This is a genomic window from Lysobacter capsici (genome assembly GCF_018732085.1).
Taxonomy (GTDB): Bacteria; Pseudomonadota; Gammaproteobacteria; order Xanthomonadales; family Xanthomonadaceae; genus Lysobacter; species Lysobacter capsici_A.
Genome location: NZ_CP076103.1, coordinates 1210120 through 1226632, shown reverse-complemented (window position 1 = coordinate 1226632; position 16513 = coordinate 1210120). Strand labels below are relative to the sequence as shown.

Annotated in this window: 14 protein-coding genes; 5 read left to right on the top strand and 9 right to left on the bottom strand. The window is 67.3% G+C overall.

Features of this window, described 5'->3' with window-relative positions; translation table 11 throughout:
* Nucleotides 1-155 precede the first annotated feature (155 nt).
* Nucleotides 156-551, top strand: a complete 396-nt coding sequence (locus KME82_RS04960) for an Imm10 family immunity protein (RefSeq protein WP_215497537.1) — start codon at nucleotides 156-158, stop codon at nucleotides 549-551.
* Between the two features lie 223 nt (nucleotides 552-774).
* Here the strand turns inward: KME82_RS04960 and KME82_RS04955 are convergent, their stop codons facing one another.
* The gene (locus KME82_RS04955) at nucleotides 775-3900 is read right to left on the bottom strand and encodes an efflux RND transporter permease subunit (protein ID WP_215497536.1); all 3126 of its coding nucleotides are present in this window, start codon (nucleotides 3898-3900) and stop codon (nucleotides 775-777) included.
* A 333-nt stretch (nucleotides 3901-4233) separates the two neighbouring features.
* Nucleotides 4234-5454 carry an efflux RND transporter periplasmic adaptor subunit gene (locus tag KME82_RS04950; RefSeq protein WP_215497535.1) on the bottom strand — a complete coding sequence of 407 codons (1221 nt, stop codon included), beginning with the start codon at nucleotides 5452-5454 and terminating at the stop codon, nucleotides 4234-4236.
* 405 nt (nucleotides 5455-5859) lie between these two features.
* Here KME82_RS04950 and cysK point away from each other — a divergent pair, with 405 nt between their 5' ends.
* Entirely contained in the window at nucleotides 5860-6816 is a 957-nt protein-coding gene (gene cysK / locus KME82_RS04945; RefSeq protein ID WP_215497534.1) for a cysteine synthase A, read from the top strand.
* Between the two features lie 165 nt (nucleotides 6817-6981).
* Here cysK and KME82_RS04940 read toward each other — a convergent pair whose 3' ends face one another.
* The 5 genes from KME82_RS04940 to KME82_RS04920 all read right to left on the bottom strand — a co-directional run bounded on the left by KME82_RS04940 (nucleotide 6982) and on the right by KME82_RS04920 (nucleotide 10862).
* Nucleotides 6982-7311: a hypothetical protein gene (locus tag KME82_RS04940; RefSeq protein WP_215497533.1), complete on the bottom strand. Its 330-nt coding sequence runs from the start codon at nucleotides 7309-7311 to the stop codon at nucleotides 6982-6984.
* Between the two features lie 122 nt (nucleotides 7312-7433).
* Nucleotides 7434-8105 (bottom strand): hypothetical protein, encoded by a 672-nt coding sequence (locus tag KME82_RS04935; protein WP_215497532.1) that lies wholly within the window; start codon nucleotides 8103-8105, stop codon nucleotides 7434-7436.
* A 58-nt stretch (nucleotides 8106-8163) separates the two neighbouring features.
* Entirely contained in the window at nucleotides 8164-8799 is a 636-nt protein-coding gene (locus KME82_RS04930; protein ID WP_215497531.1) for a LysE family translocator, read from the bottom strand.
* 212 nt (nucleotides 8800-9011) lie between these two features.
* Nucleotides 9012-9635 carry a hypothetical protein gene (locus tag KME82_RS04925; RefSeq protein WP_215497530.1) on the bottom strand — a complete coding sequence of 208 codons (624 nt, stop codon included), beginning with the start codon at nucleotides 9633-9635 and terminating at the stop codon, nucleotides 9012-9014.
* Nucleotides 9636-9851: 216 nt separating this feature from the next.
* The gene (locus KME82_RS04920) at nucleotides 9852-10862 is read right to left on the bottom strand and encodes a class I fructose-bisphosphate aldolase (RefSeq protein WP_056107388.1); all 1011 of its coding nucleotides are present in this window, start codon (nucleotides 10860-10862) and stop codon (nucleotides 9852-9854) included.
* Nucleotides 10863-11277: 415 nt separating this feature from the next.
* Between KME82_RS04920 and KME82_RS04915 the strand changes: the two genes are divergently transcribed.
* Nucleotides 11278-12639: a hypothetical protein gene (locus KME82_RS04915; protein WP_215497529.1), complete on the top strand. Its 1362-nt coding sequence runs from the start codon at nucleotides 11278-11280 to the stop codon at nucleotides 12637-12639.
* Between the two features lie 457 nt (nucleotides 12640-13096).
* Here KME82_RS04915 and pyk read toward each other — a convergent pair whose 3' ends face one another.
* On the bottom strand, nucleotides 13097-14563 hold the full coding sequence (pyk, locus tag KME82_RS04910) for a pyruvate kinase (protein ID WP_215497528.1): 1467 nt from the start codon (nucleotides 14561-14563) through the stop codon (nucleotides 13097-13099).
* 98 nt (nucleotides 14564-14661) lie between these two features.
* Between pyk and KME82_RS04905 the strand changes: the two genes are divergently transcribed.
* The gene (locus KME82_RS04905) at nucleotides 14662-15258 is read left to right on the top strand and encodes a GNAT family N-acetyltransferase (RefSeq protein ID WP_215497527.1); all 597 of its coding nucleotides are present in this window, start codon (nucleotides 14662-14664) and stop codon (nucleotides 15256-15258) included.
* Nucleotides 15259-15475: 217 nt separating this feature from the next.
* Here the strand turns inward: KME82_RS04905 and KME82_RS04900 are convergent, their stop codons facing one another.
* On the bottom strand, nucleotides 15476-15694 hold the full coding sequence (locus KME82_RS04900; protein WP_215497526.1) for a DUF6289 family protein: 219 nt from the start codon (nucleotides 15692-15694) through the stop codon (nucleotides 15476-15478).
* A 154-nt stretch (nucleotides 15695-15848) separates the two neighbouring features.
* Here KME82_RS04900 and KME82_RS04895 point away from each other — a divergent pair, with 154 nt between their 5' ends.
* Nucleotides 15849-16499, top strand: a complete 651-nt coding sequence (locus tag KME82_RS04895) for an IS1595 family transposase (protein ID WP_215497525.1) — start codon at nucleotides 15849-15851, stop codon at nucleotides 16497-16499.
* Nucleotides 16500-16513 lie beyond the last annotated feature (14 nt).

Here is a 16513-nt window from a genome sequence, read left to right as displayed (position 1 = left end):
CGGATGTGGCGCGTGCGGACGGGCAAGGCGGTGTGCAAGGTGAATGCGGCCGATTATGAAGAAGCCCTATCGGCGGGTCGAGGAACGGCCGTTCGGGCGAGGCGGCCGAGAGGAAGGGGCGGCGCGAGCGACGGCAAGATGTTCAAGATGAAAACATGAAGACCTATCGGATCGAGGAAGCCCATTCGGGCGAGGAAGACGGCGAGTACCTCTGGGTCACCCTGGGCTTCGCCTCGGAAGACAACCCCTTGGACGTGCTGCATATCGTCTGCTCGTGCGAGATCGAGCCGCAGGATCGCGATGGCGGCATGGGTGCGATCTACCTGGAGCGCGACGACCAGAGCCGCGGTGGCTACGGCGGCGCCGAACGCATCGCGGTCGGCGAGCGATCGGTCGAGGTCGTGTTCAACGCCGCCGGGCTCGGGGACCTGGAATTCGGCGACAGCCTGAGCCTGCAGTGGCCGGCGCCACTGGCGGGCAAAGCCGAGGCGCTGCGGATCCTGGCGCGGATGCGCGAGTACGAGTGCGGACGCGTCATCGAATCGGTCTGACGGGGGCGCCCGTCTCCCGCGAGCTGCGAACGAAGGGCAATGTAGCGTCAGGCGAGCTGAATCGCGATGCGCCAAGCGCCACGAAAGCACGTGAGCGCCCTGTAGGAGCGGCGCGAGCCGCGACCGCGACATCCGGTTTACGTCGTCAATGGATGTCGCGGTCGCGGCTCGCGCCGCTCCTACAGGGGGATACCCACACGGACCGCTTGGGACACGACCGCTATCAAGCGTGCCCGTCCACCTGCGGCGTTTCCTTCTCCAACTTGTCGAGTTCGTGCGCGACCGCTTCGGGCGACTTGGTGAAGCGCGCCAGCAGCACGTAGAACGCCGGCACGATGAACAGCGACAGCAGGGTCGAGAACGACACGCCGAAGATCACCACGATGCCGATCGTGGCGCGGCTGGCCGAACCCGGGCCGCCGGCGAGCACCAGCGGCACCGCGCCGACCACGGTCGCGATCGAGGTCATCAGGATCGGGCGCAGACGCACCGCCGAGGACTCGACGATGGCCTCGTGGATACTTCGTCCCTCATCGCGCAGCTGATTGGCGAATTCGACGATCAAGATGCCGTTCTTCGCCGCCAGGCCGACCAGCATGACGATGCCGATCTGACTGAACAGGTTGAGCGTTCCGCCGGTCATCCATAGCCCGATCAAGGCGCCGAGCACGCCCAGCGGCACGGTCAGCATGATCACGAACGGGTGGATGAAGCTTTCGAACTGCGCCGCCAGCACCAGGTACACCACCAGCAGCGCCAGGGTGAAGGTCATCAGCACCGCGCCGCCGGCCTTCTGGTATTCGCGCGATTCGCCCTTCCAGTCGATCTGCGCCTGATCGGGCAGTTCCTCGGCGACGACCTGATTCAACCACGCAACCGCCTCGCCCATGGTGTAACCCGGCGCGAGGCCGGCGCTGATGGTGATCGCGCGCAGGCGGTTGAAGCGGTTGAGGCTGCCGGGCTCGGCCAGTTCGTTGAGGGTGACCAGGTTCGACAGCGGGATCAGGCCGCCGTCGCGCGCGCGCACCTGGATCGCCGACAGGTCCGCCGGCGAGGTGCGCAGATCGCGATTGGCCTGCACGATCACGTCGTACTCCTCGCCGTTCTGCACGAAGGTGGTGACGCGGCGCGAGCCCATCATGGTTTCCAGCGCGTGACCGATATCGGTGACGCTCACGCCCAGATCGGCCGCGCGCTGGCGATCGATCTCCACGCGCATCTGCGGCCGGGTTTCCTTGTAGTCCGAGTCGGCCGAGAACAGGCCCTTGTTCTGCTCGATGCGCGCCAGCAAACGGTCGCGCCACTGCGCCAGTTCGACGTATTCCGGGCCGCCGAGCACGATCTGGATCGGCTGGCCGCGGGTGCGGACCAGACCGCCGCCGACCTGCGGCAACGCGCGCACGCCGGTGAGCTGGCTCAGCTCGCCGCGCAGACCGTCGGCGACATCGGCGGTGCTGACCTCGCGCTTGTCCCAATCCTGCAGGAACACCGCGATGCGGCCGGTATGCATTTCCTCGCTGGCGCCGAAACCGCCGGGCACGCGCGGGTTGTAGCGCTGGATGGTCTTGTCCGGGCCGGTGTGCGCGGCGATGATCTTCTCGACCTGCTGCACCTGCTTGACCGTGTAGTCGTAACCGGCGCCTTCCGGGCCGAGGATCGAGATCTGGAACGAGCCGCGGTCTTCCTGCGGCGCCAGTTCCGACGGCACGAACTTGAACAGCACGAAGCTCAACGCCATCGCGATCAGCATCAGGATGCCGAACAGCCACGGCCGCTCGACGGTGTGATCGAGCAGGCCCTTGTAGCGCCGACTCACGCCGTCCAGGCGCGCGTTCATCCAGCGATTGACGAAGTTGGACTTCTCCTCGTTGTGCGGACGCACGAACTTGGACGACATCATCGGCGTCAGGGTCAACGCGACGAACGCCGACAACGCGACCGCGCCGGCCAGCGCCACCGACAACTCGCGGAACAATCGTCCGGTGTTGCCTTCCATGAAGCCGACCGGCAGGAACACCGCGACCAACACCGCGGTGGTCGCGATCACCGCGAACGCGACCTGCTTGGTGCCGCGCGCGGCCGCGACCAGGCTCGGTTCGCCCAAGTCGGCGCGGCGCTGGATGTTCTCCATCACCACGATCGCGTCGTCGACCACCAAGCCGATGCACAGCACCAGAGCAAGCAAGGTCAGCAGGTTGATCGAGAAGTCGAACATGTACAGCGGAATGAACGCGGCGATCAGACACACCGGCACCGTCACCGCCGGGATCAGCGCGGCGCGGAAACTGCCGAGGAACAGCCAGATCACGATCAGCACCAGCACGATCGCCTCGACCAGCGTGTGGTACACGCGCTCGACCGCCGATTCGATGAACACGGTGGTGTCGAAGGCGACGAAGATGTCGGTGCCCTGGGGCAGGCCCGGACGGATCTGGTCGGCCGCTTCGCGCACCGCGCGGGCCACGTCGAGGCTGTTCGCGGTCGAGGTCTTGACGATGCCCAGGCCGATGTTCTGCTCGCCGTTGCTGCGGTAATAGGCGCGGCGTTCGGCCGAGTCGAGCTGGATCTTGGCCACGTCGCCCAGGCGCACGACATAGCCGTCGGCGCCCTTCTTGAGCGGGATCTGGGCGAAGTCGGCGGGCTTTTGGTAGCTGCGCGCCACCCGCAGGGTGAAGTCGCGCGATTCCGATTCGATCCGTCCGGCCGGCAGTTCGACGTTCTCCGCGCCGAGCGCGGCTTCGACTTCGTTGACGGTGATGTCGCGCGCGGCCAGCGCGTCCTGGTCGAGCCAGATCCGCATCGCGTAGCGCTGCTGGCCGCCGATGCGCACCTGGGCGACGCCGTCGACCGATGACAACCGATCGACGATGTAGCGTTCGGCGTAGTCGGACAGCTGCAGCGTGTCCATCTGCTTGGAGCTCATGTTGAGCCACAAGATGGGGTCGGCGTCGCTTTCGACTTTCTCGATCTGCGGCGGATCGGCTTCGTCGGGCATGCGGTTGGACACTCGGCTGACCGCGTCGCGCACGTCGTTGGCGGCCGCTTCGATTTCGCGCTGCAGGGTGAACTCGATGCTGATCGAGGCGCGGCCGTTGACGCTGCGCGACTCGATGCTCTCGATGCCTTCGATGCCGGCGAGCGCGTCTTCGAGCACCTGGGTGATGCGGGTTTCCACCACCGCCGCCGAGGCGCCGGGATAGGACACGTCGACCGAGACCACCGGCGGATCGATCGCCGGCAGTTCGCGCAAGGTCAGGCGCGAGAACGCCATGACGCCCAGGGTGATCAGCAGCAGGCTCATCACGGTGGCGAACACCGGACGGCGGATGGAGACGTCGGAGAGCATCATCGGCCGTCACCGGCGCCGTTGCGGCGTTTGGGTACGCCGCGTTTGGCGGCGATGTAGACGGGGGTGGCTTGTTGCTTTTGCTGCTCTCGCTTTTGCTCTTGCTCGTCATTCCCGCGAAGGCGGGCTCTGCTTTCACTCGGCGGAAGCCGAGCATCCAGGGCGTTTCGTGCGAGAACGTTCGAAGTCTCTGGATTCCCGCCTTCGCGGGAATGACGGCTGGAGAGTGCCTCGTCAAAGTCGCTGGATGCTCGGCTTCCGCCGAGTGAAAGCAGAGCCCGCGTTCGCGGGAATGACGAAATGAGGGAGCGCAATCGCTCGAAGAAACCCTGGGACTCAGCCATTGGCATTGCCCTTGCCGGCTCCGGCGTTCTTCTGCGTCGGTGCATCGACAGCCGGCGCTTGCGCAGGCCCATTGCCAGCCGGCGCTTGCATCGCCGGCACCGGCGCGGTCGCATCGGCCTCGCGCGTCTGCGCGGGCGCGGGCACCACCGCCGCCGCAGTCACCTGCACCTTGCCGCCGACCCGCAACTTGCCGGTGCCGTCGACCACGACCCGATCGCCGACCTTCAAGCCCTCGACGATTTCCGCCAGCCCCTCCCGCCGCGTGCCGACTTCAACATCGGCGCGCTCGACCGTGTTGTCCGGCTTGACCCGGAACACGTAGGAATCGGTACCGACCTGCACCACCGAGATTTCCGGAATCAGCAGCGCCTGCCGCTGCGGTTGCAGCAAGGTCACCTGGACCAGCATGCCCGGGCGCAGCAGGTGATCGGGATTGGGGAAATCGGCGCGCACGGTGACCGCGCGGGTGGCCGGATCGACGCGCGCATCGACCGTGCTGACCTGCCCTTCGAAACGCTTGCCCGCATAGGCCGCGCTGGTGCCGGTGACGCTCTGGCCCTTGGCCACGCGCGCGAGCAGGGTCTCGGGCACCGGGAAATCGATGTAGACGCGCTGCGTGTCGTCGAGCGTGGCGATCGGCGTGCCCGGGGTGATCAGCGAGCCCGGGCTGACCTGGCGGATGCCGAGCACGCCGGCGAACGGCGCGCGGATCTCGCGATCGCCGATGTCGGCCTTCATCTGTTCGACCCGCGCGCGGGTCGCGTCGCGGGTGGCGCGCTGGGTGTCGAGCGCGGAACGCGCGATCAGCTGCTGCGCGGCCAGTTCGGTCTGGCGCTTGAGCAACTGCTCGGCCTCCTTGGCGGTGGCCTCGGCCTGGGCCAGCGCGGCGAGCTGGGCCTTGCCGCTGAGGGTGATCAGCGAGGCGCCGGCGGCGACGTGGTCGCCGCTGTCGAAATGCACCGCCTGGACGATCTCGCTGACCTTGGCCGAGACGGTGATCGACTCGCGCGCCTTGACGTTGCCGAGCGCCTGGACGGTGTCGTTCCAGGGCCGCAGATGGACCTGTTCGGCGGTGACCGGGGTGGGTCGATCGCCCTGACCCGCGCCCGAACCTCCCGGACCGCCTTGCGCTTTGCCGCCCTTGCCGCAGGCGGCCAAGGCGACGACGAAGGCAAGGGCGCAGCAGGTGCTCAATCCGGAACGTGGTCGCATGCGGTTCTCTGAACGGGGACCCGTGAGGGCGGTGGCGCGGATCAAGCGGCTGATATCGGGCGGACGGTACGGACCGACCAGGCGATTCGCGCGAACGACGCTGGCACGGCGGTGGACGAAGACGCGGCCCCAACCCCTGGGCGGTTCCGAAACCGGCGTGAGTCTAGCGGTCTGAGGTCAACGCTCGCGTGGGCCATTGGTTGACCACCGTATACGCAAAGTCGTACCCGGAATGTATGCGTGCCGAGGGAGCCGTACAGATGCATCACCCTTGCTGACACTGCGCTGACAGCGCGCTGACATTGCGCTCACCTTGGCAGGTTGCGGCATTGCAACCACGGCCACGACGCCGCCGGCGGGCGTCGCGGTTCATACTCCGGGCGTCCCCCCAAGGAGCCCGCGTCCATGATCCACGACAGCATTCTCGACACCATCGGCCGCACCCCGATCGTGCGCCTGCATCGCCTGGCGCCCGAGCACGCGACCGTGTACGCGAAAGTCGAAGCGTTCAATCCTGGCGGTTCGGTCAAGGACCGGCTCGCGCTGGCGATCATTCTCGACGCCGAGGCGCGCGGCCAGCTCAAGCCCGGCGACACCGTGATCGAGGCGACTTCGGGCAACACCGGCGTGGCCCTGGCGATGGTCTGCGCGGCGCGCGGCTACAAGTTCGTGGCGACGATGAGCGAGACCTTCTCGATCGAACGCCGCAAGCTGATGCGCGCCTACGGCGCCAAGGTGATCCTGACCCCGGCCGCCGAGCGCGGCAGCGGCATGGTGCGCAAGGCGGCGGAACTGGCGGCCAAGCACGGCTGGTTCCTTGCCCGCCAGTTCGAGAACCCGGCCAATCCGGCCTATCACCGCAGCACCACCGCGGCCGAAATCGTGCAGGACTTCGCCGGCCGCCGGCTCGATCATTTCGTCACCGGCTGGGGCACCGGCGGCACCCTGACCGGGGTCGCCGACGTGCTGCGCGTGGCGCGGCCCGAGGTGCGCGTGACTGCCAGCGAACCGGCCGGCGCTTCGCTGCTGGGCGGCAAGGACTGGCAGCCGCACAAGATCCAGGGCTGGACCCCGGATTTCGTCCCGGCCGTGCTCGACCGCGGCGCCGCGCATGCGATCGTGCCGGTCGACGACGTGCTCGCGCGCGACACCGCGCGTCGGCTGGCGGCCGAAGAAGGCCTGTTCGTCGGCATTTCCGCCGGCGCGACCATGGCCGCGGCGCTGCAGGTCGCGGCCCAGGCCGAACCCGGCGCGGTGATCCTGGCGATGCTGCCCGATACCGGCGAGCGTTATCTGAGTACGTTCCTGTTCGAGGGCGTCAACGAAGGCAGCGATGAAGAGTGGCTGGCGACGTTGGGCTGAATCGCTGACGCACTTCGGATTACCCGAAAGCTGCGCGGCAGTTCCATTCTAGCGGTCGCAGCTCGCGCAGTTCCTACAGTCGCTCCCTGTAGGAGCTGCGCGAGCTGCGACCGCGAATTCTCATTTACGCCGTAACCGCAATGACGCAGCCAAGGCGCACGACACTCAACCCGCGTAAGGCAAGGACAAGTGCCCGTTCCACGACAGCAGCAGCACCCCACCGGTCGCATCCTGCAACGCCGCCTGCACTTCCATCATCGTATTGATTTCATCCAGCGCCTCGTCGAAATCCTCGATGTCCACGAAGAAACAGCGGTCGCAACGCGACAGCGCTTCGCCTTCGGCGGACGCGGGACCCGCCCCGGCGGCCAGCTGCCGCGCCCGCGCCGCGATCGAATCGCCCGCGAGCAAGCGCACCGCGAAACGCGGCAGGTCCTCGCCGGACAGTCGCAGGAGGTCGCCGTCACGCGTCACATCGACACCGATCTCGTCCAAGGCGTGTCCGGCATCGGCCAGGCCGAAGGCCGGGTCGCTGAAGTAAATCGCGAAGTGCTGCGCACTCATGGTCGTTCCTTCGATTCGATGGGTTCGTTATGCCCGCCAGCGGCATGCGGCGATCAGCCGGCGATGAAGTACCACGCCGCCACCGCCGCGATCGCGACGAGCGCGGCGATCACCAGCATCTTGCCGTTGTTGTCGCCGCTGCGCACCGTATCGCCGCCGGCCGCGCCGAAGCCGCGACGTTTGCGCGAGAGTTCGTAGGCGACAACGCCGGTCATGGCATCGCGCGTCGAGTAAGCGTACTTGGCCTCCAGCAACTGCGCAGCGCGGCCGCGATCGCCGCCGAGAATCAACGCCACCACCTCGGCCGGCAGATTGCCCGTGGCGCCGTCGCCACCGCTTGGCGCCTCGTCATCGTCGGTTGGGGATTCGCGCGCTTGGTCGTAGGCATCGACCCGCTGCATCGCCGAACGCAGGTCCAGCCCATAGGCCTCGCGCACGATCTTGATCGCCACGATCCGATTGCCTTCGGCGATGGCCTGACGGGCGGCGAGGGGAAAATCGCCGACCTGTCCCGCTCCGGAGGACTGCGCCGCCGCGCCGCGCGCGCTCGCTGCGACCGCCGCCGACTGCCCGTTGCGCTGGTACTCCTCGACCGCGTCCTTGGCCGCGCGCAGCCCCAAACCGGGATTGCTGTCGAGCACCAGCTTGATCGCCTCGATCTTGCGATTGCCGGCGAGCAGGGTCGCCACCTGCGGCGGAATGAACGGCGTTGCGGGATTCGACATGAAGGCCGACCTGGGTGCGGACTGCGCCCAGCCTAACAGGCGCGCGCCGCGCCGCCGTTCAGCGCGACGACCACGCCAGCTTCGCGCCGAAGCCCAGCATCATCGCGCCGATCACCCCGTCGAGCGTGCGCGCCACCCGCGTGCTGCGCACCGCGCCGGCCATGCGCGAGGCGCCGATCACCAGCAGGCTCAGCCACAAGGTGCCGATCGCATAGTGCATCGCGATCATCGCGATCGACTGCATCGCCATGTCCGGGCCGGGCGCGAGGAACTGCGGCAGGAACGCCAGGTAGAAGATCGCGATCTTGGGATTGAGCGCGTTGGTCAGCACGCCCTGCGCATAGCTGCGCCACAACGACGGCTGCGCCGAGGCTTCGATCGAAGCGGCCGGGTCGGCCTGCACGTGCGCGGCGAACGCCGAACGCAGCGCCTTGACCCCGAGCCAGGCCAGGTAGCCGGCGCCGAGCATCTTGATCGTCCAGAACGCGCGTTCGGAATACATCAGCAGCCGCGCCACGCCGAACGCGAACAAGGCGACATGGAACAGGCCGCCGGTGAGAATGCCGGCGACGGTCGCCAGGCCGCGCCGCACGCCGCCGCTGAGCGCGTTGCCGATCACCAGGAAGGTGTCGGGCCCGGGCGCGAGCGTGACCATCAACGCCGCGAACGCGAACGCCAGCCATTGGGTTTCCATCGAATGCCCCTGCGGTCAGTGAAAGCCGACGGCCCGAATGCCGTCCGGATCGAATCTTGCAGCAAAAGCCCCGGCGCGAGAACGCATCGAATCGCACTGGAGAAACCCGCGGCTGCGCCCCGCGGCCGCACGATGAAATCCTGGTCCGCGTCGGATCAGGGCCTTCGTCGCAGGCATCGAGCCGCTGCTCAAGCATGCGCGCGACAGGCTGACTACATGGCGTCAGCCGGGGCGAAACGCAGGCGACGTTCGCCCTGGTGACGACGGGTGGTGCTGAACAGCAATCCGCCCTTGCTGATCCGGCGCTGCCATTGGCTCATCACCAGATCGCCGCCCTCGATTCGCAGCGCCACGATCACATGATCGTAGTGCGCGACCTCGCCCATCTGGGTCCATACCAGCACCCGGCTCAGGAACAGCCGGCCGTCGACGCAGCCCACTGCGTAGTCGGCTGGACCGTTACGCCCCTGCATGGCCTGCGCCGGCGGCGCGTCCAGGCGCACGCGCTCGCGCGCCGGCGCGGCGGCGGCCGGCCGATGGCTCAGCCACAGCCCGTCGGCGTCGGCCTGCAATTCGATCTGTCCCTGGGCCGGCGCTAGATCGGCCTGCGGGACACGGTCCAGCCACAAGTCGTCGAGCATCTGCCACGGATCGGCGCCGCGCACCGGTCGGTCGCCGCGGTCGCTGACGATCCGGCCCGGCAGGGCATAGCGGCCCTGCAGCGAGGGGCAATCCCGGGTCTGCGCGTGCGCGGCCGCGATCGCGTCCAGGCCGATGCCGTCGACACGCTGGCCGCGCGTGGCGCAACCGCTCGCGAGCGCGAGCGTCGCTGCCACGAGCAGCGCCCACGTCGACCACGGTCGCGATCGCGTGAGCGCAGCTGTCTCGAATCCGGATGGTCGCTCGTGCATATCGGATCGTTTCCCCCGTCGCTACCGCAGTCTAGCGCTCCGCAGCGACCGCGCCGCACGCGCCGCGACGTCAATGCATCGCGCGTGCAAAAAAACGCCGGCACTGGGCCGGCGTTTTTCGCTACTGACCGACAACGCGACTCAGGCGGCCGGCTTCCACTCGCCCAGCGCGGCCTGGCCGTTGGCCTTGGCGCGCTCGTACACGGTCTGCTGGGCCTTCGCCAGGTTGGCGACCAGATCCTGCGACCACAGCTTCAGCGCCGCCGACTGCATGGCGCGGCCGTAGGAGAACGACAGCGGCCACGGGTTCGGGCCCATCTGGTTCATCGCGTTGAGGTGCGCGGTCGCGGCTTCGTCGGACTGGCCGCCGGACAGGAACACGATGCCCGGCAGGGTCGCCGGCACGGTCGACTTCAGGCACTGCAAGGTGGCCGCGGCGACTTCCTCGACGCCGACCTGATCGGGGCAGGTGCTGCCCGGCAGGACCATCGACGCCTTCAGGATCGTGCCCTCGAGCACCACGCTGTGCTCGTACAGCGAACCGAACAGCGAACGCAGGGTGACTTCGGTGACTTCGAAGCAGGTGTCGATGTCGTGGCTGCCGTCCATGATCACTTCCGGCTCGACCATCGGCACCAGGCCCTGCTCCTGGCACAGCGCGGCGTAGCGCGCGAGCGCGTGGCTGTTGGCCTCGATGCAGGTGCCCGACGGGATGTCTTCGCTGATGTTGATGACCGCGCGCCACTTGGCGAAGCGGGCGCCGAGCTTGTAGTACTCCTCCAGGCGCGCGCGCAGGCCGTCGAGGCCCTCGGTCACCACTTCGCCCGGGAAGCCGGCCAGCGGCGCCGGGCCCTTGTCGACCTTGATGCCCGGGATGATGCCGTGCTCGGCCATGTGCTTGGCGAACGGCACGCCGGCCTTGGTCGACTGGCGCAGGGTTTCGTCGTACAGGATCGCGCCGGAGATGTAGTCGCTCAGCTTCGGCGTGGTCAACAACAGCTCGCGGTAGGCGCGGCGATTCTCTTCCGTGTTCTCGATACCGACGCCGGCGAAGCGCTTGGCGATGGTGGCGGTCGACTCGTCGATCGCGATGATGCCCTTGCCCGGGGCGACCATGGCCAGGGCGGTTTCGGCAAGCTGTTCGATGCTCATGGAGATCCTGCGGCAGCGGTGGGAAGCCCGCGATTATAGCCGCTGCCGGTGAACCTTGCCCCCGAGCCGCGCCTGTCGAATCAGGCACTTGCGCTCAGTTTGGGCGGTAACCGTTTTCAGCGCGACGGCCGATACCGATGTCACGGCTTAGACCCGGTCCCGCCGAACGCACCGTTGCCGCCCTGTAGGAGCGGCGCAAGCCGCGACCGCGTCACCTCGCATACGACGACCGCCCCATCGTCGCGTCGACGTATCGACGGCCACACAACAAGCGTCGCACGCGAGACGACGCGATCGCGGCTCACGCCGCGGCTACGACAAACCCATGGCGACCACCGACCGCCACGCCGCGATTGCACGCGTCACCGGCAAGCCCTAGCCTGCGCATCCGCATTCACCGCAAAGGACAGCGATCATGCCGCAATACGTTCACCGGTCGACCACGAACCTTCGCTCGCACCGCCATCGTGGCCTGCTGGCCGCGGCGCTGATGCTGGCCGCGACCGGCTTCGCCCACGCCGCCGACATCGACGCCGAATACCAAGCCGCCGTCGCCTCGTGCAAGGCCGCGCCCAAGACCGGCACGCGCTATGTGCTGGCCACCGCGGCGCTGATGCGGCCGGTGCCGCGCAGCGAAGCGGGCCTGGTCAGCCGGGTGCCGATCGCCACGGCGGTGGAGATCGAATGCGAACTCAACGGCTGGGTGCGCGGGCATACCGACGGCGATTCGCCGGCGGTGGGCTGGATTCGCGCCGACCTGCTGCAGGCCAAGGCGCCGACGCTGGAATCGATCGACTCGGCGTATGCGATGTCCGGGCCGGATCTGCGCAAGACCTGGGCCGAACGCGCGGTCGCGCTGGCGCCGTATCGGGCGCGCAGCCATCAGATGCTGATCGACGCGTTCTACGCCGCCGGCGACGGCGAAGGCGCGCGCCAGGCCGGTCTCATCCGCGACCAGTTGCTCAACCCCAAGGCCGAGCGTCTGAGCGGCGAGCCGAAGCTGCTGTTCGCAGTGGACCGCGGCTGGGCGGTCGCGGTCGCGCGGGTCGAAGACGGCGGACGCTACCTGGAAACCGACACGCAGGCCGAGGCGAATTACTACCCGGCGCGGCGCGGCCTGCATTTCTATCGCCGCGGCGGCGCCGACGGCGTGGTGCAGGTGATCGAGCAGCGCGAAAGCGCGGGCACCGACCTGGAGGCGCAGGTGCGACTCGCGCCGATGACCGCGCGCAGCGACGAGGTCGCCGGCCTGGCGACCAACTTCGCCGCGACCGCGCAGGCCGCGCGCGCCGATGCGGCGGTATCGTCGAGCGCGCGCAAGGCCATCGAGAGCGAACTGCGCGCGGCCCTGCAGCGCGAGAAAATCGATCGCGGCCAGATCGACAAGGCGCTCAAGGCCCGTCCCGGCGACGAGCAGCGCGGCGGTTTGCAGATCCACGCCTTCGACGCCGGCAAGCTCGGCACCGTGCATGTCGCGACCCTGATCTGGGATTTGCCGCCCAAGAGCGAGAACGCCGCTGAAATGAGCGTGGACGCGCTGCTGATCCTGGAATCCGACGACAAGGGCGGCTACAAGACCGCCGGCCGGCTGGTGCAGCTGACCGGCGGCGATGTGGTGGAAACGCATCGCTACTTCGATCGCCTGGACCTCGACGGCGATGGCGAACCGGAACTGATTTTCCAGCTCGGCCAGTACGAAGGCACCGAATACCAGATATGGACGCGCAAGTCGGGCCAGTGGAAGCCGGTATTCCGCGGCGGTTACGTCGGGGCGTAATCGCCCCGCTGTGCCGATGCCGATGCCGCGAGGTCTCGTGGGAGGGGGGGCTTCAGTCCCGATGCCTTTCGATCAGGCACTGCGATCTGAAAGAAAAGCATCGGGGCTGAAGCCCCTCCCACAAAAGGCTTCGTGGCTTACGCGGAATTCGGGAGGCCGATGACCTCCCATGACTCAAGCATGCTGCGAACATGCCTCAAAGGCGGCGCGGCGGCTTATAGCTAGCCTTTCGATCAGGCGCCGCGATCCTAAAGCCAAGCGCCCCCCTGCACCGGACACCACGAGGTCTTTTGTGGGAGGGGCTTTCAGCCCCGATGCTTTTCTTTCAGATCACAGTGCCTGATCGAAAGGCATCGGGGCTGAAAGCCCCTCCCACGAGACCTCGTGGCTTACGCAGAGCATGAGAGGTCGTGACCTCCCATGCTGCAAACATGCCTCAAAAAGGCAACGCGCCGCCTTACAACTCGCCCAGACCCTCGGCACTGCCACCCTCGCCCACCTGCAACAGACGCAAGGTATTGGTCGCGCCGTGCTGCTCCATGGTGTCGCCGCTGGTGAAGATCACCCGCTCGCCCTGGGCCAGCTTGCCGCAATCGAACAACTGCTTGACCACGTTGCGCGCGGCGTCGCGCGAGGCCTGGCCGCGGCTGTCGAAATCGATCGGATAGACATCGCGCATCATCGCCATGCGCCGGCGCGCGCCGTCGTGGCGCGAGAACGCGTAGATCGGCGCGTTGGAACGGAACCGCGACAGGAACCGCGCGGTGCCGCCGGACTCGGTCATCGCGACGATCGCGCGCACGCCGATGTGCTCGGACAGGAACATCGCCGCCATCGCGATCGCCTGGTCGGCGCGTTCGAGGTTGCGCGGCGCGGCTTCGAAATCGGTGTCGTGGTTGAACTGGCGCTCGGCGCCCAGGCAGATGCGCGCCATCGCCTCCACCGCCTTGATCGGATAGCGGCCGGCGGCCGATTCCTGCGACAGCATCACCGCGTCGGTGCCGTCGATCACCGCGTTGGCGACGTCGAGCACTTCGGCGCGGGTCGGGATCGGGTTGTCGACCATCGACTGCATCATCTGCGTGGCGGTGATCACCACCCGGTTGCGCAGCAGCGATTCGCGGATGATCTTCTTCTGCAGGCCGGGCAGCTCGGCATCGCCGATCTCCACGCCCAGATCGCCGCGCGCGACCATGACCACGTCGCTGGCCTCGACGATCTCGGACAGATTCTCGATCGCCTCGGCGCGCTCGATCTTCGACACCAGCGCGGCATCGCTGCCGGCGGCGCGGGCGATCCGGCGCGCTTCGTTCATGTCCTCGGCATTGCGGCAGAACGACACCGCGATGAAATCGGCGTTCAATTCGGCCGCAACCAGGATCAGTTCCTTGTCGCGTTCGGTCAACGCGCCCAGCGACAGGCCGCCGCCGAGCTTGTTGAGCCCCTTGCGGTCCGACAAGGTGCCGTCGTTGAGCACGGTGGTGATGATGCGTTCGCCGTCGATCGCGCCGACCCGCAGTTGCAGCAGGCCATCGTCGAGCAGCAGCACGTCGCCGGGGCTGACGTCGCCGGGCAGGCCGAGGTAGCTCACGCCGACTTCGCGCAGATTGCCCGGCGGCGGGTTTTCCGCGGCGATCAGGTCGAAGCGGTCGCCGGCCTTGAGCAATACCTTGCCCTCGGCGAAGCGTTCGATGCGGATCTTCGGACCGGGCAGGTCGGCGAGGATGCCGACCTCGACCCCGACCCGCAGCGCGGCTTCGCGCACCGCGTTGGCGCGCGCGACCTGCGAGGACGGATCGCCGTGCGAGAAATTCAGGCGGACCACGTCGACGCCGGCCGTGAGCAAGGCATCGAGCACGCCCGGCGGATCGGTGGCCGGGCCGAGGGTGGCAAGGATCTTGGTGCGTCGTGGGGTGATGGACATGGCAGACTCTCTGGACTGTCGGCCAAGCTAGCACAGCTTGTGCGCGCTTCGAACCGCGCCGGCCGAGCACACGCCCCAGTACGTCGCCCGAGACTCTCATGACCCTGTCCCCCACCAGTGAAGCGATCGCGGCCCGGCTCGCCGCGCTCGAGGATTTCCCGCTGCTGCAAGGCCCGCGCGTGCGCCTGCGCGGCCCGCGCGACGACGATGCGCCGGCCTTGTTCGCCCTGTTCGGCGACGCGCAGGTGATGCGTTACTGGAGCCGCCCGCCGATGCAGGACGTGGCCGAAGCGCAGGCGCTGATCGCCGATATCCACAAATGCATGAAGGAACGCCAGTTGATCAATTGGATCATCGCCGACGGCGACGATGCGCTGATCGGCAGTTGCACCCTGCTCGCCTTCAGCGCCGCCCATCGCCGCGCCGAGCTGGGCTATGCGCTGCATCCGTCGCAATGGGGCCGCGGGATCGCGCGCGAAGCCGCCACCCTGGCGCTGAACTGGGCCTTCGATGATCTTGGCCTGCATCGTTGCGATGCGGGCATCGATCCGGACAACCATGCCTCGCGCGCGCTGCTGCATCGCCTCGGGTTCGTGACCGAGGGCCGGCAGCGGGAAAGTTTCTTCGTCGGCGACCGGGTCACCGACAGCGAATTGCTGGGGTTGCTGGCGAGCGATTGGCGGGGCGGGCGGTGAGGTTGACCACATTCGCGCATCGAAGCATGCGGGCAATGACGCAGTGACGCCGTAGCCGAAGGTTCGCGGTCGCGGCTTGCGCCGCTCCTACAGGTAGCGAACGCGACAACGCAGCGACTGTAGGAGCGGCGCAAGCCGCGACCGCGACATCACGGCAACGACGCGACCGGTTCGCCGCATCGAGCCCGCGGACTCGATGCGGCGAGATCGAATCGAATCAATCGCAAATCCAGGTGCGCTTTTCGAACACCTCCGTGTGCTCGCCCCACGACAGATACTGCCCGCCGCAATTCGCGGTGGCGCCGCCGACCACTTCGCCGGCCGCATCGAAATAGGTGATCGAATATCCCTGCCACGGCGGCGCGGCGCTGGCGCTGCCGATCGTCGCGGCGGCGGCGAGCACCGCGGTCAGGGTTGCAATGGCGATATAACGCATGGCCCGTCTCTCCTGTAAGCGAAAGAATACAGCCGAAGAATTCATCGATATTTGCGTGGCGCCAGCGCGGCATCGACGGCCAGCGAGCCATCGACCGCCGGCGCATGAAAACGAAAGGGGCTGTCCTAGATAAGAATTCGATCTAGGATGAGAAATGGCGATAAGTCGCTGTCGGATAAGGAAAAAAGACCAACTCAGGCTGGTCGAGTTGTTCGTGGCCCAAGCGACCGCCCGTACCGCGGCCGACCTGGTGGGAATTCATCGCAACTCCGCTGCGCTGTACTTCCACAAGCTGCGCCAATGCATTGCCGCTCAGATGGCCGAAGTCGAGCCGGAAATGGCGGTCTTCGAGTGCGACGAGAGTTACTTCGGCGGAGCGCGTAAAGGCAAGCGAGGACGAGGCGCCGCGGGCAAGGTCTGCGTGTTCGGCATCCTCAAGCGCGACGGCAAGGTGTATGCCTTGCCGATTGCCGACACCCGCAGCCAGACCTTGCTGACGGCCTTAAAAACCCGGGTTTTGGCCCATTCGGTGGTCTACACCGATCACCTGGCCAGCTACAACATCCTGGATGTGTCGGGCTTCAAGCATCGCCGGGTGAATCACCGGCATGAGTTCGTGACCCGTCGTGGGAACCACATCAATGGCATCGAGAACTTCTGGAATCAGTCCAAGCGGATCTTGCGCAAGTACAACGGCATTCCGCGCAAGAATTTCTTCTTGTTCCTGAAAGAGTGCGAGTTCCGTTTCAACTATGGGACGCCCCGTCAGCAGCTCAACACGCTGCGGGACTGGGTTGGGCTATAACCCTTATCTAGGAC